Origin of the sequence: Eubacterium sp. 3_1_31 (assembly GCF_964249515.1) — a bacterium.
GTDB classification, from domain to species: Bacteria; Bacillota_I; Bacilli_A; order Erysipelotrichales; family Erysipelotrichaceae; genus Longicatena; species Longicatena caecimuris.
The window spans coordinates 1-23,499 of the sequence record NZ_CAXUBY010000045.1 but is presented as its reverse complement, the minus strand read 5'-3'; the positions used below and the strand labels follow the sequence as shown (position 1 = coordinate 23,499).

General features: G+C 40.4%; 27 protein-coding genes and 1 pseudogene. 3 read left to right on the top strand and 25 right to left on the bottom strand.

The features are described from left to right. Positions 1 to 78: 78 nt before the first annotated feature. The 25 genes and pseudogenes from ACESSZ_RS13875 to sufC all read right to left on the bottom strand — a co-directional run. A pseudogene (locus ACESSZ_RS13875) lies at positions 79 to 366 on the bottom strand (DNA methyltransferase); the annotation flags it as partial. Continuing rightward, on the bottom strand, positions 363 to 2,792 hold the full coding sequence (locus ACESSZ_RS13870) for a VirB4-like conjugal transfer ATPase, CD1110 family (RefSeq protein ID WP_069432101.1): 2,430 nt from the start codon (positions 2,790 to 2,792) through the stop codon (positions 363 to 365). The gene ACESSZ_RS13870 and the pseudogene ACESSZ_RS13875, both read right to left, overlap by 4 nt. Continuing rightward, positions 2,740 to 3,144: a PrgI family protein gene (locus ACESSZ_RS13865; RefSeq protein ID WP_044477104.1), complete on the bottom strand. Its 405-nt coding sequence runs from the start codon at positions 3,142 to 3,144 to the stop codon at positions 2,740 to 2,742. Before ACESSZ_RS13865 ends, ACESSZ_RS13870 begins: the two co-directional genes overlap by 53 nt. Positions 3,145 to 3,165: 21 nt before the next feature. Then, on the bottom strand, positions 3,166 to 4,035 hold the full coding sequence (locus ACESSZ_RS13860; protein WP_032513415.1) for a VirB6/TrbL-like conjugal transfer protein, CD1112 family: 870 nt from the start codon (positions 4,033 to 4,035) through the stop codon (positions 3,166 to 3,168). Positions 4,036 to 4,053: 18 nt separating this feature from the next. Next, entirely contained in the window at positions 4,054 to 4,269 is a 216-nt protein-coding gene (locus ACESSZ_RS13855; RefSeq protein WP_009906233.1) for a Maff2 family protein, read from the bottom strand. A gap of 241 nt (positions 4,270 to 4,510) precedes the next feature. Next, a complete protein-coding gene (locus tag ACESSZ_RS13850) occupies positions 4,511 to 4,678 on the bottom strand; it encodes a hypothetical protein (protein WP_162858247.1) in 168 nt (55 codons plus the stop codon). A 19-nt stretch (positions 4,679 to 4,697) separates the two neighbouring features. After that, on the bottom strand, positions 4,698 to 4,865 hold the full coding sequence (locus ACESSZ_RS13845) for a hypothetical protein (RefSeq protein WP_018112834.1): 168 nt from the start codon (positions 4,863 to 4,865) through the stop codon (positions 4,698 to 4,700). Beyond that, positions 4,858 to 6,645 carry a VirD4-like conjugal transfer protein, CD1115 family gene (locus ACESSZ_RS13840; protein WP_072848542.1) on the bottom strand — a complete coding sequence of 596 codons (1,788 nt, stop codon included), beginning with the start codon at positions 6,643 to 6,645 and terminating at the stop codon, positions 4,858 to 4,860. The genes ACESSZ_RS13845 and ACESSZ_RS13840 overlap by 8 nt, the downstream gene beginning before the upstream one ends. Continuing rightward, complete coding sequence (locus ACESSZ_RS13835) at positions 6,642 to 7,124, bottom strand: PcfB family protein (RefSeq protein WP_069432335.1); 483 nt, start codon at positions 7,122 to 7,124, stop codon at positions 6,642 to 6,644. The genes ACESSZ_RS13840 and ACESSZ_RS13835 overlap by 4 nt, the downstream gene beginning before the upstream one ends. A gap of 93 nt (positions 7,125 to 7,217) precedes the next feature. After that, positions 7,218 to 7,436, bottom strand: a complete 219-nt coding sequence (locus ACESSZ_RS13830) for a DUF5348 domain-containing protein (protein ID WP_004611927.1) — start codon at positions 7,434 to 7,436, stop codon at positions 7,218 to 7,220. A gap of 24 nt (positions 7,437 to 7,460) precedes the next feature. Beyond that, positions 7,461 to 8,435: a DUF6017 domain-containing protein gene (locus ACESSZ_RS13825; RefSeq protein ID WP_018112837.1), complete on the bottom strand. Its 975-nt coding sequence runs from the start codon at positions 8,433 to 8,435 to the stop codon at positions 7,461 to 7,463. Between the two features lie 393 nt (positions 8,436 to 8,828). After that, positions 8,829 to 9,248, bottom strand: a complete 420-nt coding sequence (locus ACESSZ_RS13820; protein WP_499842856.1) for a hypothetical protein — start codon at positions 9,246 to 9,248, stop codon at positions 8,829 to 8,831. 469 nt (positions 9,249 to 9,717) lie between these two features. Next, positions 9,718 to 10,443 (bottom strand): SigB/SigF/SigG family RNA polymerase sigma factor, encoded by a 726-nt coding sequence (locus ACESSZ_RS13815; protein ID WP_119957456.1) that lies wholly within the window; start codon positions 10,441 to 10,443, stop codon positions 9,718 to 9,720. Further along, on the bottom strand, positions 10,424 to 10,858 hold the full coding sequence (spoIIAB, locus tag ACESSZ_RS13810) for an anti-sigma F factor (RefSeq protein WP_008688038.1): 435 nt from the start codon (positions 10,856 to 10,858) through the stop codon (positions 10,424 to 10,426). The genes ACESSZ_RS13815 and spoIIAB overlap by 20 nt, the downstream gene beginning before the upstream one ends. Next, positions 10,855 to 11,172, bottom strand: coding sequence for an anti-sigma factor antagonist (locus ACESSZ_RS13805; protein WP_008688037.1), 318 nt, complete (start codon positions 11,170 to 11,172; stop codon positions 10,855 to 10,857). Before ACESSZ_RS13805 ends, spoIIAB begins: the two co-directional genes overlap by 4 nt. Before the next feature lie 129 nt (positions 11,173 to 11,301). Then, on the bottom strand, positions 11,302 to 11,463 hold the full coding sequence (locus ACESSZ_RS13800) for a hypothetical protein (protein ID WP_008688036.1): 162 nt from the start codon (positions 11,461 to 11,463) through the stop codon (positions 11,302 to 11,304). 79 nt (positions 11,464 to 11,542) lie between these two features. After that, positions 11,543 to 12,721, bottom strand: coding sequence for a D-alanyl-D-alanine carboxypeptidase family protein (locus ACESSZ_RS13795; protein WP_008688035.1), 1,179 nt, complete (start codon positions 12,719 to 12,721; stop codon positions 11,543 to 11,545). An 86-nt stretch (positions 12,722 to 12,807) separates the two neighbouring features. After that, positions 12,808 to 13,437 carry an SGNH/GDSL hydrolase family protein gene (locus ACESSZ_RS13790; RefSeq protein ID WP_008688034.1) on the bottom strand — a complete coding sequence of 210 codons (630 nt, stop codon included), beginning with the start codon at positions 13,435 to 13,437 and terminating at the stop codon, positions 12,808 to 12,810. A 348-nt stretch (positions 13,438 to 13,785) separates the two neighbouring features. Beyond that, positions 13,786 to 15,225, bottom strand: a complete 1,440-nt coding sequence (locus tag ACESSZ_RS13785; protein ID WP_008688032.1) for a GntR family transcriptional regulator — start codon at positions 15,223 to 15,225, stop codon at positions 13,786 to 13,788. Positions 15,226 to 15,584: 359 nt separating this feature from the next. After that, a complete protein-coding gene (locus ACESSZ_RS13780; RefSeq protein ID WP_008688031.1) occupies positions 15,585 to 16,115 on the bottom strand; it encodes a 5-formyltetrahydrofolate cyclo-ligase in 531 nt (176 codons plus the stop codon). Then, positions 16,112 to 17,509 carry a Fe-S cluster assembly protein SufB gene (sufB, locus tag ACESSZ_RS13775; RefSeq protein ID WP_008688030.1) on the bottom strand — a complete coding sequence of 466 codons (1,398 nt, stop codon included), beginning with the start codon at positions 17,507 to 17,509 and terminating at the stop codon, positions 16,112 to 16,114. The genes ACESSZ_RS13780 and sufB overlap by 4 nt, the downstream gene beginning before the upstream one ends. Further along, positions 17,506 to 17,952, bottom strand: coding sequence for a Fe-S cluster assembly sulfur transfer protein SufU (gene sufU / locus ACESSZ_RS13770; protein ID WP_008688029.1), 447 nt, complete (start codon positions 17,950 to 17,952; stop codon positions 17,506 to 17,508). The genes sufB and sufU overlap by 4 nt, the downstream gene beginning before the upstream one ends. A gap of 14 nt (positions 17,953 to 17,966) precedes the next feature. Next, the gene (locus ACESSZ_RS13765) at positions 17,967 to 19,199 is read right to left on the bottom strand and encodes an aminotransferase class V-fold PLP-dependent enzyme (protein ID WP_008688028.1); all 1,233 of its coding nucleotides are present in this window, start codon (positions 19,197 to 19,199) and stop codon (positions 17,967 to 17,969) included. Then, positions 19,192 to 19,980: a SufB/SufD family protein gene (locus ACESSZ_RS13760; protein ID WP_008688027.1), complete on the bottom strand. Its 789-nt coding sequence runs from the start codon at positions 19,978 to 19,980 to the stop codon at positions 19,192 to 19,194. The genes ACESSZ_RS13765 and ACESSZ_RS13760 overlap by 8 nt, the downstream gene beginning before the upstream one ends. Position 19,981: 1 nt before the next feature. Then, positions 19,982 to 20,800: a Fe-S cluster assembly ATPase SufC gene (sufC, locus tag ACESSZ_RS13755; protein ID WP_008688025.1), complete on the bottom strand. Its 819-nt coding sequence runs from the start codon at positions 20,798 to 20,800 to the stop codon at positions 19,982 to 19,984. A gap of 191 nt (positions 20,801 to 20,991) precedes the next feature. On the opposite strand from sufC, the gene ACESSZ_RS13750 reads away from it, so the two are divergent. The 3 genes from ACESSZ_RS13750 (at position 20,992) to ACESSZ_RS13740 (ending at position 23,358) form a co-directional block, all read left to right on the top strand. Further along, on the top strand, positions 20,992 to 21,993 hold the full coding sequence (locus ACESSZ_RS13750; RefSeq protein WP_008688023.1) for a peptidylprolyl isomerase: 1,002 nt from the start codon (positions 20,992 to 20,994) through the stop codon (positions 21,991 to 21,993). Positions 21,994 to 22,005: 12 nt separating this feature from the next. After that, on the top strand, positions 22,006 to 22,890 hold the full coding sequence (locus tag ACESSZ_RS13745) for a peptidylprolyl isomerase (RefSeq protein WP_008688021.1): 885 nt from the start codon (positions 22,006 to 22,008) through the stop codon (positions 22,888 to 22,890). Positions 22,891 to 22,959: 69 nt separating this feature from the next. Further along, the gene (locus ACESSZ_RS13740; RefSeq protein ID WP_008688019.1) at positions 22,960 to 23,358 is read left to right on the top strand and encodes an HIT family protein; all 399 of its coding nucleotides are present in this window, start codon (positions 22,960 to 22,962) and stop codon (positions 23,356 to 23,358) included. The last annotated feature ends 141 nt before the right edge of the window (positions 23,359 to 23,499 follow it).

The window sequence follows — 23,499 nt, the reverse complement described above, 5'->3', positions numbered from 1 at the left end:
TTCGCGTGTTCAGTTCTCCAACACAATTTTAATTGATTGTGCAGTGTCTACTCTTTTCAAGTAGAAACGTCTCGCACGGTTTTTTGGGTCAGCATAGCCGCCTTTATTTCCTGTGCCGCAATAGGTGTCTGCGATATTCAGCCATAACGTACCGTCCTTTCTAAGCACCCGGTAAAGCTCGCGAAAAACAGAGGTCAGCCTGTCAATATACTGTTCCGGCGTATCCTCCTGTCCGATTTGTGCGTCAAGCCCATAGTCCCGCAGCGCAAAGTACGGCGGGCTTGTAACGCAGCAATGGACGCTTTCACTGGGTAATTCCTGCAAAGCACAAAGCGCGTCCCGGTTGATAATCACGTCTGTTTTCATAGGCTGCTCACTTCCTCCGGCTTCGTCGTCATAATGCGGTAAAGCTCGGTATCTTTCGGGAAATGGTCTACAAAGGGCAGCACCACATTTCCATAAAAGATAAGTCCCTCGCCTGCTTCGGTATGGGTTACATACTTCATCTGTTGCGGGGAGATATTAAGCTGCTTTGCAAGGATAGCCCGGTCGCCCTGCGCCTGATTGAGCATGAGGACAAAATCAGAGTTTTCAAAGATATTTTCCACCTCGCGTGAAGCAAGCAAGTCCTTAATATTCTGTGTGATAGCTGTCGGTATGCCGCCCCATTTACGGAAACGCTTCCAAATCTCCACACTGTAAGCTGCGGTCTGTTCCTCTTTTAAGAGCAAGTGAAATTCGTCCATATAGTAGCGGGTGGACTTTTTCTCTGCCCGGTTAATGGTAACGCGGTTCCATATCTGGTCTTGCACAATGAGCATACCTAACTTTTTGAGCTGCTTTCCAAGCTGCTTTATATCAAAGCAGACAAGGCGGTTAGAAAGCTCCACGTTGGTTCTGTGGTTGAATACGTTAAGGCTGCCGGAAACATACAGCTCCAATGCTGCGGCAATGCGGGCAGCTTCCGGCTCCGGCTGCTTTAACAGCTCGTCGTAAAGGTCGCCCAAGATAGGCATTTTCTCCGGGTCGGGGTCAGCAAGGTAGTCCCTATACACATTTCTTACAGCGCGGTCAATGACGGTCTTATCAACAGGCTGTAAGCCCTCCTTGCCGCCAATGACAAGCTCGCAGAGAGAAAGGATAAAATCGCTTTTCAGTGCAAGGGGGCTGTCGTCCTCGGAATAGTTGAGGTTCATATCCATAGGGTTCACATACTGGGGCGTACCGTCCATACCTTTGCCTGTCGGGGATAACCGTATCACTTGCCCGCCAAGCCGTTTTACAAGGGCAAAATACTCCGCTTCCGGGTCGCAGATAAAAATATCGTCGTCGGTAATGAGAAAAGCATTTGTGATTTCCCGCTTTGCCGCAAAGGATTTTCCGCTGCCCGGTGTTCCCAAGATAAGCCCGTTTGGATTTTTAAGCTGCTTGCGGTCGCAGAGTATCATGTTGTTTGACAGGGCATTTAAGCCATAATACAGGGCAGCCCCAGTCTGAAATAGTTCCTGTGTGATGAACGGGATAAAAATAGCGGTGCTGCTCGTCGTCAACCCTCTCTGAATAGGGATAAGGTTCTCCCCCAAAGGGATAGAGGACATCAGCCCCGCTTCCTGCTGATAGTCAAGACGGGTCAAGGCGCAGTTGTATTTCTGTGCAATGCCCGCCGCCGCGAAAATGTCATTTTCCAGTTTCCGCTTCGTGTCTGCCATGTTTACCACAAGGAACGTCAGCAGAAACATTCGCTCGTTGCGGCTCTGTAAATCCTGCAACAAATTCTTTGCTTCATTCCCAAAAGTGGCAAGGTCGGACGGGAGTATGTCAATATCGTAACCGCTTCTAACTGCTTTTTTCTGTTCCTCAATCTTCATCTTGTCAAGGTCAGTGATTTTGCGCTTAATGGTCTTGATTGCTTCCGACTGGTCGATACTTTTAATATGGAGATTGACAATAACCCCTGTTTCCAAGTCCAACATATCCGCTAAAATACGGTCGTTTAACTCCGGGGCAAGGATTTCAAGGAACGATACCGCCCCCGTTTTTTTCCCCATAGCAAAGTAGCGTCCCTCCCCGAACTTGAAAGAGGACGGGGCGATAAAGTCCTTTGTGGTAAGCCCTGTCGGGGTCAGCCAGTCATAGGAGAATGAGAACGGCTCGCCTGCCGGGTGGAATACCCCATGCAGCACCTTTAAGCGTTCATAGCCGGATAAGGGGTGCGCCGATACGCCAAGCACCTTGAAATTGTTGAGTACGTCCGTTTCGATACGGGAAAGCCGCGCCCTTGCCGCCGCCGGATTGTCCGCTTCAATGGAAAACGTGATGTACTTGTGCTTTACAAGCCCGTTGTTCCCTTTGGCAAGCTGCATTTTCAGCATATCGGAATATTCGGTGCGGATAGAGTTAAAATCATCATTTTGCGGCGGGATATGGATTGCCCGCGCTGCCTGTTCCTGCTGTGAACCTTGATTGATAAACGAAAGCTGCACATTTACGCTTGCGTCAAAGTAATTGAGAAAATCGCACCAGTTTTCAAAAATGGCGGTCTTGTCGTCTGCCTGTGCAAGCTGATAGTTAATGTCCTCAAAGGCAATGCTCTTTGAATATTTCCGCTGTGCCACTTTGCAGATACCGTCCGGGTACATGGCAAGGTAGGGAATGGTCTGCTGTGCGGTGTGGGCTTTGCCGTCCCCCTTTGCCTGCCGGATAACCGCCGCTATCTGTTTCTTTTCCGCGCGGGTCAGCTTACGCCTGTTTCCTGCGGCTTCCCGCGTCTTTTTTGTCTGTCCTTTTGACAATCGCTGATACCTCCTTTTCTAATGCCCGCTGTTTCTCCAAGAGTGCATATAGGTTTTCTGTCTGATATGGTCGCACTTTGGGGCGGGTAAATTTTGTCTGAATGATGTTCTTTATTACCACTTCAAGGGGCTGCCCATGCTTTTCATACATGGCAACCAAGAAGCAGGGAAGCATGACGACAATCATTACCATTGCCGCAAGGCTCGTCCCTGCGCTGTCTTTGAGCAAAAAGAAAAGCGGCAGTCCTATAAGAAGTGCCACTGAAAAACAAAGGATTTGCCGCTTTGTTAGATTGAAAGCGACTTTTGTTTTGACTTTGGATAGGTCTTTGGGTACAGGTACATACGCCAAGAAAAAACCTCCTTTCTGCCCTTAGTGGGCGTTGAATATGGATTTTGCCAGTGCGCCGGATTTGAACAGGGAGAAACAGAGGATAACGGTATAGGCTGCAAGGGAAAAAATCGCGCTGTGCAGATTGTCCGCTAAGACCATTTCGCCTACTAAAACCGCATAAATGCCGACGCATATCATAATGAGGAAGCCTTGAAAGCCCAGTGCAAACAGCCCCTTTAGGTAGTTGTTCCCAATCTGTCCCCATTCCCGGTTTGTCATGGTAGCAAAAGGGATAGGGGAAACAGAACAGTAGGCGTATATCTCAATCATTCTGCCGTAGAGGATAACGGTTATCAGTACGGACATGATTTTCATACAAAGGCTTACAAGGCTCGTTTCCATGACAAGTAACAGTAGTTCGGGGATTTCCATATCTTTTAGTCCCTCCTGCATGGCGGCAAGGGCTTCGGTTACGTCGATATTCGTATCGCCGCCGATTACCCCCGCCGCGCCGGATACAATATGCTGCGCCATATCAAACACCGCCATAGTAATATCAAAGGTATGTGTTACCAAGAAAACGGCAACAAAGGCTTTGAAAAACCACTTGAAAAACATAAATGTTTCTATGTCGTGCATATTGTTTTTTTCCGTTACCATGCTGATAAGCTCATAACAGAGGACATAGGTAATGACAAGCCCCGCAATGGGTACAATCACATTTTCCGACAGGTTTTGTATCATGCTGAAAATGTTTGCGTTCCACCCCTGCGGGGTCTTGCCTACCTCCGCTGCAATGGTGCCTACTTTTTCGTTTACGTCCCCGAACATAGTGGAAAGGTTGCCGTTAATGGCTCCGATAAGGATTTCTTTTATCCATTCGTTAATCGCTTCCAGTATGCTCTCCATAGGCTACCCTCCGTAATCTTATCCGAACAGACCGGAAAGAAGCGGTACAAGGATAGTGCCGATAAGGGCAACGCCGCCGCCCGCCATAAGCTGCTTAATGCCTTGTGATTTTGCACCCGGATTGTCGTTTCCATATCCCTCCAAGAGATTGATAACGCCCCAAATGCCTAAGCCTGCGCCCAGTGCGATAACAAGGGTCTGTAATACGTCGATAGCAGAGTTAAAAAATTCCATAAAGCTCCTTTCTGCCGCAAATGCGGCTTGCCCTATAAAAGGGCATAAAAAACGGCGGTCAGTTTTCAAACTGCCGCGGTCATAAGTCCCCGCGCTGCCTAAAGTTCTGCCGCGCGGCGGTATTCAGTTGTCAGTGTGGGCGATAGGAATTTTTGTAGGGGCGCGTATCATGCAAGTTGTCTTTTTCTTTGTTACTGCGTCAATTCCTCCTTTCTTTTCAGCCGGGAACACACATTTTTCGTCATTCCAAAAGATAGCTCCTACGCTGCATATACTCGGTAACGTAAAGGGTCTGTTCCCCTCCGCGTTCCTGCAAATACTCCCGCAGAGCGTTTTCTGCATTTTCTATCATCTTTGTAAAATAATGTTCACGACGTATATCATCAGTTTTTGTTTTCTGTCTGCTCATAGTATAACCTCCCGTAAAATCAAAGTTCCCGCCGCACCCGTTTCTGCTCATACAGGGCTTCACACCGTTTCACAAACTGCTGGATAGCTGCCTGCCGTTGCTGTTCCCGTCGCTCGGCAATGAAAACAAGCCCGTTTATGGCTTCTGTGATTTTCTTATCTTTTTTCTTCTGCATACGTCTATTCATGGTCGGTGTCCTCCTGCAAATCTGCTTCGCTGATTTCGTAATAGTCAAAGGGTTCGTCCGGCTTTACAAGGGCGGGTCTGCGCCTTAAATGCTTTTCCATATCAAAGGTATTTTTCTTGTCATAGTCGGAAAGATATTTATAGTTGGGGTGCTTTGTAATGTCATACTTATCAGAGAAGAACGGGCGTACCCCTCGTAGTTGTAAGATACATTTCCCGCCGTCCATGACTGCAATTTCATCTTCGGTCATAAGCTGCTTGCCTAACTTCTGATAGTTCAGCCCATGTGATACCTCACGCCCCCGGTTCTCGGAAGTGTTGAAGCTGTCAATGGTTTCTTTCCCCAAGATTTCCGACATTTCTTTGAGGGTGGTTTTCTCCTTGCCGCCCAAGAAAAGGGTGGTGTCGCAGTTGCCGGCTATGGTATCGGCGTTATCTTTGTATATCGCCTTTAGCTGCGACTGGCTTTGCAGAATGATTGAAGCAGAGATTTCCCGGCTTCGGATAGTGGCTATGAGCTTTTCAAACTTCGGTATCTGCCCGATATTTGCAAACTCGTCTAACAGACAGCGTACATGGACGGGCAGCCTGCCGCCGTATTCATCATCTGCCTTGTCGCAAAGAAGATTGAAAAGCTGCGTGTAAAGAATACTCACAACAAAGTTAAAAGTGTCGTCGGTGTCGCTGATAATGACAAACAGGGCGGTCTTACGGTCGCCTATGGTATCAAGTTCCATTTCGTCGGTTTCCATAAGGTCGCGCAGCTCTTTAATGTCAAAAGGGGCAAGCCGCGCCCCGCAGGAAATGAGGATAGAGCTTCTTGTCTTTCCCGCAGATAACAGGAATTTCTTATACTGCCGGACAGCAAAGTGTTCCGGGTCTTTTTCCTCCAACCGTTCAAACATAAGGTCAACGGGGGACTGAAATTCCGGGTCGTCCTCGCGGGCTTCACTGGCATTTATCATTTCAAGCAGCGTCGTAAAATTCTTTTCTTCCTCCGGGGCTTCGTACCAAATGTAGCCGATAAGGGCGCAGTAAAAGAGCCGTTCCGATTTTATCCAAAAATCTTCCCCTGCTTTTTCCCCGTCCCCTTTGGTGTTGGCAATCAAAGTATTTACCAGTTTCAAAATGTCTTTTTCGCTGCGGAGATAGGCAAAGGGATTGTATTTCATGCTTTTTTTGAAGTTTATCGTGTTCAGCACCTTTATCCGATACCCGCCCCGCTGTAAGAGCTTCCCGCACTCGACTAAAACCGTTCCTTTCGGGTCGGTTACAACGTAGCTTGAGTGCATTTGCATAAGGTTGGGCTTTACGAAAAATCTCGTCTTGCCGCTGCCGCTTCCCCCGATAACAAGGATATTTTTATTCCTTGCATACTTTGGCTGCTTTGGGCGGCTGTTCATGGTAAGCCGTTCCGTCTGTGTGAGCAGCACGTTATTTTGAAATACCGGGTCGGTGTAGGGCTTTATATCTTCGGCGTTGCCCCAACGGGCAGAGCCGTATTCGATACCTTTCCGGTATTTCTTCGCATTCTTGCCTTTTACATAGACAATCAGCCGGATAAGGACAGCCCCTACAATACCGATAAGCAAATCCATAGGTGCAAGGCTCGGAAGCGGGTTTGCAAAGGCAGCGGAAAAGCCGTCTGCAAGGGAAAGCACCTTGCCGGACAGGTCAGCCCCCGGAGAGAGCCGCACCGCCTGTCCGATTTTGTCAAAGAGATAGACAAAGAGCAGATAGGGGGCATTTAGGATAAGCAGCTTTTTAAGTTCCGGCTTCATAGCGATACCTCCCTGTCCTTTTTCTTCACTTTTTCCCTCTGTGCGTTCAGAGCCGCCGCCTTTTCTTTGAGGGAAACAATCAGCTTGCGGATAGAGGGCTTTTGTTCCTGCGTCAGCTTCTTTGCGGAAAACTCCTTGAAAGCTGCGGTCAGTGCGTCCGCGTCCCGTCCCTTAAAAAACACAAGATAGCGGGGCGGGGTTTCGGTGCTGTCTTTCTTTAAGGCAAAGTCAATCCCGTATTTTTTCGCCGTACTCTCAAAGGCTTTGATATTGTCCTTTGTGATTTCAATGTTGGAAACGCCCGCGTTCTGCTTCATAAGCTGCTTTAGGGTCTGCTTGCCATGCGGGATTTTCTGTTTGTCATGCTGCTTTTTCATCTGTGCAAGCAGGGCTTTCATAGCCTTTTGGAGCTGCTGCGCGGTCAGCTTTCCGGTCTTGATGTAAAGGGCTATGGTCTTTTCGTTGGTTTCCTCCTGCAATGGGTGTCCTCCTTTCGTGTTCTATGGTGGTATGCCCGCCGCCGGGAAACGGGACGGGCATGAAAAAAGAGCATCCGCTTTCACGCCGCCCTGTTAAATCCGTACCCGCAGCCCGGAAAGGTCTGCCGCCCGAATACCCACAAGATACCAGTTGTCCCCGTACTCCATACGGGTCGGCTTCCATTTGCCCCGCACAAAGACCTCCATGCAGTCGCCGCAATGCAATCCCCCGTAATAGTCGTTTACGTCAAAGCGAATGTCGTAGCGGTCAGCGGTTTCATCAAAAATCAAAGCTCCTGTTTTCTGTGTCATCATAAAATCCTCCTTTGGGTTGGTTTACAGGCTTTCGCCCTCGTTGCAGGTGTAATCGGGTATGCCCTTGCTTCTTGCCGACTGGATAGTGCGCCCGCCGTACATATCGTGAGATACAAGGGACGTGTAATAGCTGCCAATCGTAGACGGAGCATTGAAAAGGGCAGCTTTCATGTACTGCTTGATGTTGCGGATTTTGGTGGTGTTTTCCTGCATACAGTCCAGTACAAAGCGGATATGTTCGCTGTTCAGTTTCATAAATTTTGCTTTTACAAGCTCTGCCGGGTGGTCGTCCCCGGCGATACGGATTGTTCTTCGTTTGGTGCAGACGGTTTCAAGAATAAGGGCAAGGATTTCCTCTATCCTGTCCCGGTCAAGGTATCTGTCCTGTATCAGATAGTCGTACTCGATATTGTCCTTGATGATTTCCTCATACACGCTGTATGCGTCTGTCGCTTCCTTTCGCTTCCGTTCCGGCAGCTGTGCCGCGTCCTCTAAGGGAGAGGGATTTAGGGAATGGAAAGGAATGGAATGGGTACTTGATATATCTGTATTTAATTTTTCTTTTTTTGGTAAGTTAGTTTTTTGTATCTCTTTATTTAATTGCGTTGGATTTTCCGACGTCGGGTTATCCGGTGTCGGATTTTCCAATATCGGCTTATCCGCTGTTGGATTTTCCAATACCGGACAATCCAATGCCGGGGGCTGTGGCTGTTCGTAAATGGTGTACTCAATAGCGGTCATTTTGCCTTTCTCGTCGCGTCCCTGCCGCCTTGTGATATATCCGGCTTTTTCAAGCTCCCATACAGCGGTGCGGATAGCGTCGATACTTTCCCGGTTGATAAGGGACAGCCCTGCAAGGGTGTAGTCCCAATCTTCGGGAAGTGAGAGCATTTGCGACAACAAGCCCTTTGCCTTTAGGGAAAGTTCCTTGTTGCGTAAATGGTGGTTGCTCATAACCGTATAACCTTTGTTCTTTTCCACGCGGAAAACTGCCATAGCTTCATCACTCCTTTGGTTGGATTTGTTACGCAGTAGAAACGCGGTTTTGAGGGAAAAGGTATCAACCCTTGCCTTTCTCATTTCCGCGCTCTAAGAGCCGCATAAATCAAGGCTTTATTTGCCCTTACTGCGTAACATGAGGGCATAAAAAAAGCAGCGTTCCTGTTCTCCTGTGTGGGAGTGAGAAACGCCGCCTTATAGGTGGTGCTTATTTTATTTTTTCTTTTCGACGTGCCGCGTAAGGTGGTGTAGTGGTTTATCCGGCAGCTTCGCAGGTGCTTTTGCATATCAAGGCTCAATTCGTTAAAAGTAGTAAATGAGTAGTAAAATCAATCTGCAAACCTGCGAATATGCCCGTAAATCAAGCATTTTTCAAGACAATCAACTAATTTATAATAAATCCACATGATAATATGCACCATTCACAAATTCTCTCGTCCATTTGCTAGTAAACATATCCATACAATCAAGAGCATGATGAATACTGCGAATAGAGTGAACACCTACAGCAATTGGTATAAGCTTTATAATTAGATGTAATAATCGCAAACGATATAACAGTGTTTTTTCCAAAGTACTGTCAAAGAGAACCATAACACAATTCAAGTCTTTACTATCCGCTATAAAATAACAATATGGTCTTACTGCCTGTAAATAATGTTTCAGCAGATATGGCAAAGCCCATCGACGTGATGGTTCTGAAGGAAAAATCGTCCGATACAAGTCATCATGAAAGAAATTATCCGCAAAACTATGGTAAATTTCGCTGATTTCATCATCACTTAAATGATATACATGTTCCAAATTCATCTTTTCACATCCATTTCTGCTACCGTTTATTATATCACAGGTGTTAAAACCAGCACAAGTAAGGATAAAGAAAAGATCTTGCGCGCAACAAAACAAGAGCTTTCTTTTTATATTGAGTAATCAATCATGCTACATATGATCAACAGATAAAATGAAGTCTTACACGATAAGATGATGTAAAAAGCCTAAGTCCTCTACTTAATTTAAGCATCAAACGCTAAAGCTAACACACGCAAAACATAAGAAAAAACTTTTATAGCCAAAGACTTATAATAAGAACACCGAAAATGCCATAAGCCCATATACACATTATGTTTTTTGCAAAAAGAAAGATACTGTCTTTGGTTGCTACCGTAAAAGCATAACCAATTAAGATTCGTTTCTTTCATCAATACAAAAACCAAAAGACGATGATCAAACCATTACATTCTCTATCCATCAACTCCTTTTCTTTCGAAAAGGAATTTCATCATGTTACCATAAGGCGCTCTTTTAATTTTAATAATATCTTTTTTTCTAAACGTGATACTTGTACTTGAGATATCTGTAATTTTTTGGCAATTTCTTCCTGTTTCATTCCCAGATCATATCGATAGTGCAATAACAATTGTTCCCGTTGTTCTAAATGCGCAATCTCATTTTGCAAAGACACCTTCATAACAACATCTTCTTCTTTGCGATTACTCACCTTATCCTCTAGCAATATCGGCGATCCATCGTTTTCATAAATAGTTTCATCTAAAGAATAAACAAACTGATTCGCTTCAAAGGCTAAGATAACATCTGCAACATCCATTGACAAAGCGTCGGCAATTTCCTGATAAGTTGGTTCGCGATTCAATTTCTGCAAAAGTTCTTCCTTCTTTTTTGACATTTGCAAATAACCTTCTTTTAATGAACGCGATATGCGCATATTTCCATCATCACGAAAAAAGCGTTTGATTTCACCCATGATGATGGGCACTGCATATGTTGAAAATTTAACTTGATAACTTGTATCGAAATTGTTCAAAGCCTTCATTAATCCAACACATCCAATTTGAAACAAATCATCAATGGCTATGCGTTGACGAGAAAAACGACGAACTATAGAATATACTAACGGTGAGTTCTTTTCTACAAAAATACTTTTTGCTTCTTCATCCCCATCTTTGATTCTTTGAATCAATTCTTCATTATTCGCTGACACATTCATGTTGAATCCGTTTACGTAATGTGACGACAGTCCCTTTTCCCTTTTCGCTTGTAATATGAAAATCATCAGCAAATGTCTGCATAATTGTCATACCCATACCACTTCGTTCTAAGTGTTGTTTGCTGGTGAATAATGGTTGCATAGCTTGTGATATATCGTCGATTCCACAGCCTTCATCTGCAACGATAATTTCGATCTGATTTTCATCATAAGATACATGCACACGAACAATCCCTTCATGATTTCCCTCATAACCATGAATCATCGCATTGACAACAGCCTCTGCCAGCATCGTCTTGATTTCCATACAATCTTCCATGGATAAATTTAATGGCATTAAAAAAGCGATAGCACTCGTTCTGATAAATGCCTCATTTTCCAGATGCGCCAAACATTCCAATGTCATCTTGTTCATAGTTTTACCCCATTTCTTTCCTCTTTCATTAACTGAAAAATTCCACTCATCGCAAAAATGCGATGATTTACTTTTGATAAATTACAAATAATCAACTCACCATGATATTTTTGCAACTGCTTATAGCGAGCTAAAACAAACCCTATACCCGTGCTATCTACAAAACTCACTTCTTCAAAATCCAGTTTGACAGTTTTTGGTTGATACTGATCGATTAAATCGATACATATTTGCTTCAAATTACAAACTGTCAGATTATCCAGTTCCCCATAAAAATAAAAATATAGGGTACCATCTTTAAATTGATGTTTCATCTTTTATCCCTCCGCAGCTCATCTTAGCATGAATTCTCTTATCCTTGGGGATATTCGACAAAGGATGTTTCACTTCGACAATTAGTAATTATTCTGTCACACGAAAAAACGGATATATCTTATCCGTTTTTAATACATATCATCTTCTTGTTCATCAAAGAAATCACTTGCATATTCTTCATCATAATTAGGCATATGATCTGATTGTGCTGCTGATCTTACAACAGCAAATATTAAGAATAGAAATGCTAATATCGCTATAAATCCAATAATGGTCCACATAACACTCATCAATTATCCCTCTTTTCAGAAGTAGTATGCCTTTAATTAGCATCGTTATGATGAGCGTAGCAAACCTTTTTTTGGATATTTACGCAAAAACATCTTTTAAGGCTTTCATAAATAAATCAGTATAATCTAGCGCGGCTACATCATGTGCAGCTTTCAATGCCGTTTCCATAGTATAACCATCACTCATTTTAATTTGCACCTTACCAATAATTTCTCCCTTTTTAAAAGGCGCATGTGTTTTACGTAAGGAAATTTCTTTCGCCGTTTCCTTTGGCTCACTGCCTTTTTCAAACACATAAACTAAATCTTTATCCGTTAACACATCTACTTTTTGCGGCTTTCCATTTTCAATTGGTATTGTTTTCATCTTAGTACCTGCTGCATATAATAAGCCTTGCTGATATTGTGAGAAACCATAATCTAGCATTTGCTTGATTTCCCCATTGCGAACTTTTGAACTAGGCTCTCCCATAACGACCGCTATTAATCGTAAATCTTTCTTTTTTGCGGTAATAGTGATACAGGACATCGCTTGTGAGGTGAAGCCTGATTTCAAGCCATCAACGCCAGGATATTGTTTTAATAATTTATTTGTATTTACCAACCAGAAAGCTTTTTCACTATCTTCGCGAATATAGGCATCATATGTTGAAGTGATTTTTAACAAATCATCTCCGCCTTCCTTAATTAAAGCTTTCCCAACAATTGCCATATCTTTAGCACAGGTATAATGCTGTGGATCATGTAAGCCAGTAGGATTCATGAAATGGGTGTTACAAAGATTTAATTTTTTGGCTTTTTCATTCATCATCTCAACGAAATGTTCAGCACTTCCTCCTACTTTTTCGGCCATGGCAACCATAGCATCGTTGGCTGAGGCAATACAAATACTTTTTATCATATCTTTTACACTCATGGTTTCATTTTCTTCCAAGAATACCTGACTGCCTCCCATGCTAGCAGCATATGCACTCGTAGTAACCTCATCTTTCCAATCCAGTTTACCATCGTGCAAAGATTCAAAAATAAGTAATAGACCCATCATTTTCGTCATACTAGCTGGATATAATTTCGCCTTTTCATTTTTAGCATAAATAACTTTCCCACTTGTATATTCCATTAAGTAGGCGGATTTCGCGTTCTGAGCAATTTGGGGATCGTTTTTTGTCGTTTGTTTTGTTTTCTCATCTGCATGTATACTTGTCAGCATCGTCATGCTCAACACTGCCACCATACAGCAAAGTATCATTTTTTTCATGGTATCAACCTCAATAAAGCCTATGTGAAAGAATAGAAAGATATACCTAAACCCCCTGCAGAAAATAAAAACCGCAAAATATGCGGTCATATAATAAAATTTCTTTTTAAAAGTCCCAAGATGTCAGCCATATGATACAGCCATTTGGGATAGAATGGATATTTGGGATGAATACCATCAAATTCAAACAATTCATCTTTCCATTCGATTAATGCTGTGTTGTCAATAAATCCTATACCCTCTTTTTCACACATCAATTGTAATAGACTATTACACGTTTTAAATACTTCCAGACCACCAATGCGTTCTAATTGACATTGTCCCATAGGAATTAAAGAGTTGACATATAATGTTGTTTCCGGCAATTCTTCCTTTAATGTATGGATATGCTTACGATACAAGGTAATAAAAGAAGTAAAATTATCCCGAAAATGTAGGATATCATTTTTTCCATACTCCAAAATAATCATTTCCGGAGCCATACAAATGGCCCGCTGAATATCCCCCTCAATCATATCCACACAGCGCCCTCGCTTCGCTATAACATTTTTCTTTCGTAATAATCGATAATCCAGAATTGACTCTGCTAATGAATCCCCTAAGATGATGACATTTTCATAATAAGGCAACATCGCATAAATGGCCTTATTTCGTTTTTTTTCTGAAAGATAATTTACATATGTTTTTTCTTTTTTTGCAGTTGTTGTTTCATTCATGCCACCATTCACCTCAATTCTCCCTAACAACGTACCTTGAACTATATAGTACTGCTTAAATTATATAATATATAGTTGAATTTTCAAGCAATTTGTAGATTTTTGACCGTAAAAAGCAATTATATATAAAAAACATAACAAGAATTCTAAAAACAAATGGTTATATTTTTTACCAAATAAATTCTTTTTGTTGTATGATATACTGTTGTTATAATTTAACAAAGCAATATAAAAACAGATGCTTACTAACATCTGCCTTTCACATAATATAAAATATCGTAATGTCTACTGCCGTTTTGGAGTTATGAGTATCATATTATTCTAAATAGTATTTCAAAATAAGGTGTCTTATTGGAACGCTTTTTGACAAGCAGCAATTGCCATATCTGCCATTTGCAAGCGTATTGCGAAAACCTGATGCATGATTTCATTCATCTTATGAAAATGTCGTTTTCGTAGATGCTCACAATAAAGTGGTTGCAGGGCTTTAATTTCATTAATCATCTCCTGTTTATCAGCCATGATACAAGCTATCAAATTCCAATTCATAGGTTTATTCAGCTCTTCATAAATTACCCGCAGGCAATCATTTTCTTCTGTGAAAAGAAGCTGGAAGTATTCATCGAATGTAAACACATCCAATTCACCTATTTTATCAGCTAATGATTGACAACGTTCTTTATTAAATTGATTTTGTACATGCGGAAATATAAAACCAGCAAATAAATCCAACAGCTGCAAACTATGGCGATAATGCTGTAACCCATTCAACATATGATCATCTGCACTCTTCATGAAATCTTTAATCGTTTGATCATCGAGTTGAATACGACTGCCAATGCCGTTTATTGTATTGACAATATGAAATTCATTCAGTTTTTTGACCGCTTTACGGCTTGTCCGCTCACTGACTTCATACAGTGTCGCAAGCTTTGCCAAAGATGGCAATAAATCCCCATTATGATAAATACCTGTTTTGATATCGTTCATGATGTCCGTTACTACACGTGTGTATAAATATTCTTGTGAGCGATTGCTGACCCAACTGAATTTCGCCTTTTCCTTTATCGTCATCCCCTGAGTCAAACGTTTGGTATAACTTAAAGTAATATTCTTTATTCCTTTACATAATGCATAGATTAATTTACGAAGCATGAAATCATTTCCCTTTAATACAAAACGCAGAGCTATCGTAAAGGTTTTCTTCATAGCATCAAAATTGTTTGTTAATTTTTTATGCTCTTCTTCGTTTTGAACAAGCGGTAAAGTAAGAGAATTCATTAATGTTAAAAACAAATCATTTAATATCGGATTATCTAAAAAAGATAATACATAAAGATAAAGATCATATAGGTACTCATAGACGTCAATTTCATTCACCAACTGACGTTGTGATAACGCAATGACCTTTTCTTCTAATCCCTTTATTTGTTCTTTGCTTGCATTACGCATACAAATAACACTAATATCCGGCATGATCCATTCTATTACCGTGAAAACATCATAAATCATTTGATAAGAGTCTAGCATAGTCTGGCGATATTGTACATTGTTATCAAAATCATTAATATCAAACAACACTTTAGCCGGGCTGCCTTTTTCAAGCACAACATAACCATGACTTTGCAATTTTTGTAATGCTGTGCGCATGGTATTACGCCCAACACCATACGCTTTACATAAGGTGTTTAAAGATGGAAGTTCTTCATTATAACGATATTTTCCATTATGAATCGTATGCAAAATCATGCGGTAAACATACTCATATAATGTCTTTTCTTGTTCCATCTCTACACCTCTTTCCATATATTTCTAATTGTTATAACATATAGTAATATATACCACTCATTTCTATAAAAAGCAACACAGAAACATAACATAAAATAAAAATTACATATTCTGTAAACACATATTTGCGATTACTGCCTTTTCTTTCGTTTTATATTGCTTTCACATGGTATTCCTTACTACCTTTTGTCGTATAACTATATATAATTTTTTAGTAATGTATGGTTGAACATTTGATAGTTTCTAAACATGTGTATGTCGATTGATAATAAGTCTTGCATCAAACTTGAAAATGAAGAAAACTTAAAGTCTAGCATAGCACTGCTATGTATGCTTTGTCTTTTAGCATGAAAAAAAGATCATAAGTGATCTTTCTTACGTATGCATGTTTCTGTAATAATCATATCCAAACACACATCATGTGGTTCTATTGGTACTTTTTCAACCTGTTGACAGTCAAAAGCCACACCAATTTTAAGAGCCCTGCATTGTTTCAAATAACGATCATAATATCCTTTTCCATGTCCCAAACGATATAGATGTTCATCAAAGGCTACAATTGGCACGACGATCACATCCAGTTCATCAGCCAAAAGCACTTTTCCTTCGATTGGCTCTTGAATTCCATAAGCTCCTTTTTTCATTTTACAACCTTTATACCACATGCGAAAACACATGGAAGTATCGTGTAATACTACTGGAAGCCCATAGCTCTTTAGATGTACATCATCTATGCAAACTTCATTGCCATAACTACGATATAAGGCAATGGTACCTTTTAAATATGGTTCTAAGCGTTGGACAATGGCTTTACTTTTGCATGCTATCTCCCTTTGCGTCAAAGCATTACGACGAGCAAGAGCAAGCTTTCGCACAGTTTCTTTCATCATCCGATAGAATCACTCATATCCAGTTTTAACAGCTGGTTTAATTCAACTGCATATTCCATTGGTAATTCTCTGGTAAATGGTTCTAAAAAGCCCATTACAATCATCTCAGTTGCCTGTCCTCGTGATAAACCGCGGCTCATGAGGTAAAACAGCTGTTCCTCACTGATATTAGAAACCGTTGCCTCATGTTCAATCTGACTTGTCTTATTCTTTGAAACATTCGTTGGAATCGTATCACTGCGAGATTGTTTATCAAGAATTAAGGTATCACATTCCACTTTGCTTTTCGCCCGTTGTGCCTTTGGACCATGGAATACCAACCCGCGATAATTTACTTCACCGCCATTTCGTGATACGGATTTTGAAATAATGTTGCTATACGTATCTTCTGCCAGATGTATCATTTTCGCACCAGCATCCTGGATTTGCTTTTTCCCAGCTACAGCAATAGAAACACAAATTCCCTTTGCATATGGTTCCGCTAATATACAAGCAGGATATTTCATATTGACACCTGATCCGATATTGCCATCGATCCATTCCATACTGCCATTCGCAAAAACTTTTGCACGTTTTGTAACTAGATTGATAATATTATCACTCCAATTTTGAACAGTGGAATAGCGACATCTGGCATTTTTATGAACGAAAATTTCAACAACCGCCGCATGCAATGAATCTTTTGAATAAATCGGTGCTGTACAGCCTTCTACATAGTGTACATCTGCACCTTCATCTACAATGATCAGCGTACGTTCAAATTGCCCCATACGTTCGGTATTGATACGGAAGTAAGACTGTAGCGGCTTTTCTAAATGAACGCCCTTAGGCACATAAATAAAACTTCCTCCGCTCCAAACGCAACTATTCAAAGCTGCAAATTTATTATCGGTATACGGTACGAGCTTACCGAAATACTTTTTAAAAAGATCAGGGTGTTTTTTTAAAGCTGTATCCGTATCAAGAAAAATCACCCCTTTTCTCTCTACTTCCTCTAACATGTTATGATATACAGCTTCGGAATCATATTGTGTTGTCACTCCGGCTAAGAATTCCTTTTCTGCTTCTGGTATTCCCAGCTTGTCAAACGTTTCCTTAATCGTTTCTGGTACATCTTCCCAACGTTGCTCTGTTTTATCACTAGGCTTGATATAATATGTATATTCATCAAAATTCAGTCGCGAAAGTTCTGGTCCCCAATCCTGGATTGGCATTTCCATAAATTTAGCGAATGCTTGTAAACGATAATTCAGCATCCATTCTGGTTCTTGTTTAATACGAGATATTTCCCGTATTGTTTCCTCTGTTAATCCTTGTTTCGTTTTATAAAGGCTTATATCTTCATCATGAAAACCATATTTATAATCTTCACTAGGTATCTGCATATCACTCATTTTTTAGCCTCGCTTTCCTCAATCAGCTCTTCCATTGCTTTCCAGCCGATCGTAGCGCATTTGATGCGATTTGCTTGCTTTCCTACGTTATGAAAGGCAATCGCCTCCTGTAAAACATTTTCATCAAAATCTTTGCCATCAATCATCTGATAATAATTAGCAATTATTTTTTTTGCCTCATCGATGGTTTTCCCTTGTAAAAGCTCACTCATGATGGAAGTTGAGGAAGTTGAAATGGTGCATGCCACACCATCAAAACGTATATCCTCAATGATTCCATCTGTTATCTTGCTTTGCACATAAATATCATCGATACAAGATTCACTGGCCATATGTTTCTGTAGATAGCCATCCTCTTTCTTCAATTCATGATTTCTGGGATATTCGTAATGATCCATGATGATCGAACGTAGCATCATGGGATCGTTCATGAAATTATTCATCTTACTTCCTCCTGCTAGAAAAATACATCTAAACATGTTTCCATAGTTGCATTTGCGCATACAGCTAAGAAACGATCAATCTCTTCTTTGGTATTATAGAAATACAAACTGGCACGAATCGTCGCACTTGTCTGTAATACTTCATTTAATAATTTAGCACAATGTTGTCCGCTTCTTACGGCAATACCATTTGCATTAAAGAAGGTAGCCGCATCTTGTGCAAACACCCCTTTCACATTAAAGGTGATGATGCCGGTATCATTGTTTTCATTGTAAAGGATAATATTATCCATCTGTTTCAATCTGGCTACAGCATACGCATGCAATTGTTGTTCATAACGATGGATTTCTTTCATCCCAATTGCCTGCAAATAACGTATGGCTGCATGCAATCCAAAAATACCTTCGATTGGTTGTGTACCACTTTCAAATTTATAGGGGGCATCCTTTAACTGGATATTTCCACAAACATCAAAACGTGCATTACTGTCACCGCCCAACAGCATTGGTTCCATTTGCGCAAGTAATGCTTTCTTGCCATATAGGATACCAACACCAGTAGGTCCACACATCTTATGCGCAGAAAACGCCAGAAAATCACAATCCATATCTTTAACATCGATTGGCATATGAGGCGCACTTTGTGCAGCATCAACAACAACGATAGCTCCATAACGATGGGCCAGGGCGCAAATTTCCTTCATTGGTGCGATATAGCCAAGTACATTGCCAATATGTGCTAATGCAATAACCTTGACACGCTCATTCATCATTTGTTCCAGCATGTCCATATCGATGCGTCCATCTTCTTGTAAAGGGATGTAGGCTAAGCTAGCATGACATTTGGTAGCCACACGCATCCACGGCAATACACAAGAGGCATGCTCTGCCTCACTGCTTAAAACGATGTCGCCTTCTTGCAGCAAACGTTCTCCAATACCGTAAGCCACCATGTTTAAGCCAGCTGTAGCACCTGATGTGTAGACAATTTCTTCACTTTCCGCATGTAAGAAAGCTGCCACATCTTCTCTTGTCTGCTGATATTCCTGATCTACAAAATAACTGAGATCATAATCTCCACGGTGTGCATTGGCACCATACTCTTCATAATATTTAACAACAGCATCAATCACAGCACGTGGTTTTAACGTCGTTGCTCCATTATCTAAATAAATTAATGGATGTTGTTGCATCATTTTTCCTTGCAACATTGGAAAATCCTGACGGATGTTTTCTACATTAAGCATGCAATCCCACCCTCTTTTCGATTTCATTTTTCATTTCATCATGATATGTCGCATCATCAAACAAATCACTGATAGGCATTAAATAGCCGACTGTCAAAAGACCTAATGCTTGTGAACGGCTTAATCCGCGTGATTGTAAATAATATAATTGATTTTCATCCGGTTGCCCAAGCGTCGTCGCATGACTTGCCTTTACATCATTTTCATCAATGTAAAGCACAGGCACAACTTCACTGTTGTGATGATCACTCAAAGTCAAAACGCGTGTTGTCTGATGCGATTCGCTGGCATGTGCACCCTTAACGATCTTACCAATAGCTTCCATGCGATAATTACCTTCATCTTCGACGATCGCATAATGCTCCATTTGACTTTTCGTATGTGCTACCTCATGATGACATTTCACATAAAAGTCTTTTTGTTCTTTGGCAATACAAGCGCTGCGCACCATTACCTGCGCACCACTTTCCATCAATTGTACATCCAGTCTAATCTGTGATGCCCCATCCTCAATTTCCCAATAGGCGATTGTTAATATTGCATCTTTATGTAAAACAGCCTGCTGATTCAACATATTCTTTTGCTGTTTTACATTCTTCATCAAGATCGTAAGGGAAGCTCCTTCTTCTAATTCAATACAAGAGGTTCTTAATGCCTCTATACCACCATATGGAATTGCCAGTTTTACGTTCAGGTGTTTGTCTACATGAAGATTAAATTGTGTTTCGTTATCATCAAGCGTTATCACCTGAAAGCCAGATGTTGATACATGCAGTTCCATATTAAACACCTTTGGTTCCTGCAGCACATTGCTGCAACAACGCAACTTTTTTCTTTTCTTCCTTTACGACCTGCACATGATATTCCTTTTCAATCCAGTCATAACCTTCTTGATCGATTTTTTCTATTAACTCACTGCCACCGCTGACCACAATAGCACCATCCACTAAAACATGGGCGTGTGTTGGCTTTAATAAATCCAAAAAGCGTGCATAATGACTTACTACGACCAATCCCATGCCTTGTTCGATTTGCATTTCATGGATCATTTTAGCTACCAATTTCAATGCATCGACATCTAAGCCTGAATCTATTTCATCAAGCATTGCAATTGATGGTTTCAACATCTTCATCTGAACAATCTCATTACGTTTCTTTTCACCACCAGAAAACCCTTCATTTAAGAAACGATGTGCCAAATCCGGTTTCATTTCCATTTCTTTTACTGTTTTTTCCATTTCACGGATAAACGTGAATAAAGGAATCGGACGTTCTCTTCTTGCATTCATTGCCGCTCTTAAAAAATCAGAATTCGTAACACCGCTAACCTCACTTGGATATTGCATACCTAAAAAAAGTCCAGCTTTACTACGTTCATCTACTTCCATGGCTAAGACATCCTGACCATCTAACGTAATACTACCACGTGTTACATGGTATTTGGGATTTCCCATAATGGCAGCTAACAATGTACTTTTTCCATTCCCATTTGGACCCATCAACGCATGTGTTTCATGCTCATGTATTTCCAAATTTACACCTTTTAATATCTGTTTTCCATCCACATCTACATGCAGATCATCTATTTTTAAACAACTCATGTATATCATCCTTTCAAACAGTATTATCATACCAAATTTTCTTTTGATTCACAATTGTAACGATTATAAAGTCTTATGCAATGTGAACGATAAGTGAAGGTTTATGGGAAATTGTCGTAATCCTTTTGAAAAAATTGCAATTTATCTCCATATTTATTATAATAAAACAGTATGAGTTTAGGAGGACCTATATGATAGACACATTAAAGAAGCAATGGTTCGTTGTATTGATTGCACTTATTTTCATCGGATTTACCGTATTTATCATCTATGATACAAATAAGGGCAAGCTCCCTGGTAAAAGCGAAAATGGTAAAGATGTCATTGCAACGATCAATGGAAAAAGTATTTCAGCTGATGATCTGTATGATTCCATGTACAAATCAAACGGTGGTAATACCCTTTTATATCTGCGTTTCCAAGCAGCTGTTATTGATGAAAGCGTCAAATCTACAGATGAAATTGAAAAAACTGCAGATCAATTAAAAGAGTATTTGAACAGCAATGCGCAAAATCAGGCGAGCAGTTCTGGTCAGAGCGCTGAAGAGTATTTGAAAACAGAATTAGCAAAATATGGATTCCAAGAAGATGAATTAGATTATTTCTGTAACGTACAAGCAAAAATGTCAAAAATGCAGAAAGACTACATCGACAAACATATGGAGGAATTATTTACACCGCTCTATGAGAAAAACAAGGGACGTACGGTTTCTCATATCTTAGTGAAAATGAAAGATGCTAACAATCCTACTGAGGAAGAGATGAAAACCGTCAAAGCAATTGAAAAAGATTTAAAGACCATGAGTTTTGCCGAAGTCGCTAAGAAATATAAGGATAAAGGCGACACATCAAGTGCTGAAAAAGGCGGCTATCTTGGATACATGGACTCTACAACAGGCTTTGTAGACAGCTTTAAGAAACAGGCGTTGAAGATGAAAAAAGGTGAAGTTAGCAATTGGGTCAAAGAAAGTAATGACAATTACAATGGTTGGCATATGATCAAGGTAGAAGAAACCGATAAAGATGCTATCCTAAAGGATAAAAAAGCAAAAGACTCCATCTATAGCGCTATTGAAAACGCAAATAGTGATTTAGCAAGCAAATACATCAGTGAAGCCATGAAGAAATTAGATGTAACATATGGTAATGATGATATCAAAAAAGACATCCAGGCATCCCTGGAAAGCAAATAAGGAGGCATGGAAATGAAAAAAGCAGGACTTATCGTATGTGCATTCGCCATGCTGGCAACTCTTACAGGATGTAAGGATGCCGTTGCGGATATATCGAATGGCAGTGAAAAATTAGTAAGCGTTGGCGATACGACAATAACTAAAGATAAATTGTATAATCTGCTAAAAGGCAGCAATGGTGGCAGTGCTACAATAGAATTAGTACAAAATAAAATATATGAAAAAGAAGGTATCAAGCTTAGCGAAGATATGAAAAAAGAGGCCAAAAAGACATTGGCATCCACGAAAAAAACGTTTGGCGGCGAAGAAGCCTTTCTAAATGCTATTAAAAGTTATGGATTCAACAGTGAAGAAGAATATTTAGAAAAAGCGAGCTACCCTTCTTTATTAAACAAAGAATTATTAAAGAAATATGCAAAAGACAATCAAAAAACATTATTTGAAAAATACCATCCGGTAAAAGCGAATGTGATTCAGATAGAAAAGCAAGAAAATGCCGAAAAAGCACTTGCTGCCTTAAAAAAAGGCGATAGTGCGAAAACAGTAGCTAAAAAATATGGCAAGACAGGAACCTATGATGGAAGTGAAAAAATCTACTTCAGCGGATCTGGACTTCCTGATGTTGTTTTCAGTAAAATTACTGCAACATCCAGTAAGGGACTTATCAAAGAAGTGATTGAAGATACAGAAGGTAAAACCTATTATCTTGTCAATTTAACAAATATTGATCCTAGTAGTTTTGCTGATGAAGCAAATGACGCTTTAGTTGCTGGTGTTAGTGATTTATCAAACACCATGATGGAACATTATTTGAAGAAGTATAACTTTACAATCTATGATATTGATATCTTAAATCAGATTAAGAGCACAAACGAAAGCTATATTACCCAGAAATAAGAGCGTTGCCGCTCTTTTTCTTTTATCTGAATTCTGTTATAATGACGTTACAGAAAGGATGATCATAAGATGTGTATTTTTTGTAAGATTGCCGCAAAGGAAATTCCCTCCTATTGCCTTTATGAAGATGATGAGGTCATGGCTTTTTTAGATATCTCACAAGTAACCAAGGGCCATACTCTGGTAATTCCTAAGCAACATTATGATAACTTTTTAGAATGTGACAGTAAAACCTTGAAACACATGATGGAAGTTGCTCAAAAGCTGGCTAATAGAATATGTAAAACATTGCAAGCAGAAGGAATGAACATTCTTAGTAATGTAAATGAAGTGGCTGGACAAAGCGTTCCGCATTTCCATATCCATTTAATTCCACGTTATTCAAAGGAAGATGCTTGTGTCATTCAATTTCATGAAAGTGAAAAACAAGATCTAGAGGCTTTGGCTGAACTCTTAAAGACTGTATGACTTTGTTATCACGATAGCACTTAATAAAGGTATAAAAAAGGATCCATTAATTGTGAAATGAATCGAGAGTGTAAAATAAACTGTGTAAGTTAAGAGCGTACGACTTAACGATACACAGTTTTTATATGCTTATGATACAAT

What these genes read in the sequence shown, in the direction of transcription:
- ACESSZ_RS13860 (WP_032513415.1), bottom strand. Translation starts at nt 4,035, where the DNA reads ATGGAGAGCATACTGGAAGCGATTAACGAATGGATAAAAGAAATCCTT.
- ACESSZ_RS13855 (WP_009906233.1), bottom strand. Translation starts at nt 4,269, where the DNA reads ATGGAATTTTTTAACTCTGCTATCGACGTATTACAGACCCTTGTTATC.
- ACESSZ_RS13850 (WP_162858247.1), bottom strand. Translation starts at nt 4,678, where the DNA reads ATGAGCAGACAGAAAACAAAAACTGATGATATACGTCGTGAACATTAT.
- ACESSZ_RS13845 (WP_018112834.1), bottom strand. Translation starts at nt 4,865, where the DNA reads ATGAATAGACGTATGCAGAAGAAAAAAGATAAGAAAATCACAGAAGCC.
- ACESSZ_RS13840 (WP_072848542.1), bottom strand. Translation starts at nt 6,645, where the DNA reads ATGAAGCCGGAACTTAAAAAGCTGCTTATCCTAAATGCCCCCTATCTG.
- ACESSZ_RS13830 (WP_004611927.1), bottom strand. Translation starts at nt 7,436, where the DNA reads ATGACACAGAAAACAGGAGCTTTGATTTTTGATGAAACCGCTGACCGC.
- ACESSZ_RS13825 (WP_018112837.1), bottom strand. Translation starts at nt 8,435, where the DNA reads ATGGCAGTTTTCCGCGTGGAAAAGAACAAAGGTTATACGGTTATGAGC.
- ACESSZ_RS13820 (WP_499842856.1), bottom strand. Translation starts at nt 9,248, where the DNA reads ATGAATTTGGAACATGTATATCATTTAAGTGATGATGAAATCAGCGAA.
- ACESSZ_RS13815 (WP_119957456.1), bottom strand. Translation starts at nt 10,443, where the DNA reads ATGAATGTGTCAGCGAATAATGAAGAATTGATTCAAAGAATCAAAGAT.
- spoIIAB (WP_008688038.1), bottom strand. Translation starts at nt 10,858, where the DNA reads ATGAACAAGATGACATTGGAATGTTTGGCGCATCTGGAAAATGAGGCA.
- ACESSZ_RS13805 (WP_008688037.1), bottom strand. Translation starts at nt 11,172, where the DNA reads ATGAAACATCAATTTAAAGATGGTACCCTATATTTTTATTTTTATGGG.
- ACESSZ_RS13800 (WP_008688036.1), bottom strand. Translation starts at nt 11,463, where the DNA reads ATGAGTGTTATGTGGACCATTATTGGATTTATAGCGATATTAGCATTT.
- ACESSZ_RS13795 (WP_008688035.1), bottom strand. Translation starts at nt 12,721, where the DNA reads ATGAAAAAAATGATACTTTGCTGTATGGTGGCAGTGTTGAGCATGACG.
- ACESSZ_RS13790 (WP_008688034.1), bottom strand. Translation starts at nt 13,437, where the DNA reads ATGAATGAAACAACAACTGCAAAAAAAGAAAAAACATATGTAAATTAT.
- ACESSZ_RS13785 (WP_008688032.1), bottom strand. Translation starts at nt 15,225, where the DNA reads ATGGAACAAGAAAAGACATTATATGAGTATGTTTACCGCATGATTTTG.
- ACESSZ_RS13780 (WP_008688031.1), bottom strand. Translation starts at nt 16,115, where the DNA reads ATGATGAAAGAAACTGTGCGAAAGCTTGCTCTTGCTCGTCGTAATGCT.
- sufB (WP_008688030.1), bottom strand. Translation starts at nt 17,509, where the DNA reads ATGAGTGATATGCAGATACCTAGTGAAGATTATAAATATGGTTTTCAT.
- sufU (WP_008688029.1), bottom strand. Translation starts at nt 17,952, where the DNA reads ATGAATAATTTCATGAACGATCCCATGATGCTACGTTCGATCATCATG.
- ACESSZ_RS13765 (WP_008688028.1), bottom strand. Translation starts at nt 19,199, where the DNA reads ATGCTTAATGTAGAAAACATCCGTCAGGATTTTCCAATGTTGCAAGGA.
- ACESSZ_RS13760 (WP_008688027.1), bottom strand. Translation starts at nt 19,980, where the DNA reads ATGGAACTGCATGTATCAACATCTGGCTTTCAGGTGATAACGCTTGAT.
- sufC (WP_008688025.1), bottom strand. Translation starts at nt 20,800, where the DNA reads ATGAGTTGTTTAAAAATAGATGATCTGCATGTAGATGTGGATGGAAAA.
- ACESSZ_RS13750 (WP_008688023.1), top strand. Translation starts at nt 20,992, where the DNA reads ATGATAGACACATTAAAGAAGCAATGGTTCGTTGTATTGATTGCACTT.
- ACESSZ_RS13745 (WP_008688021.1), top strand. Translation starts at nt 22,006, where the DNA reads ATGAAAAAAGCAGGACTTATCGTATGTGCATTCGCCATGCTGGCAACT.
- ACESSZ_RS13740 (WP_008688019.1), top strand. Translation starts at nt 22,960, where the DNA reads ATGTGTATTTTTTGTAAGATTGCCGCAAAGGAAATTCCCTCCTATTGC.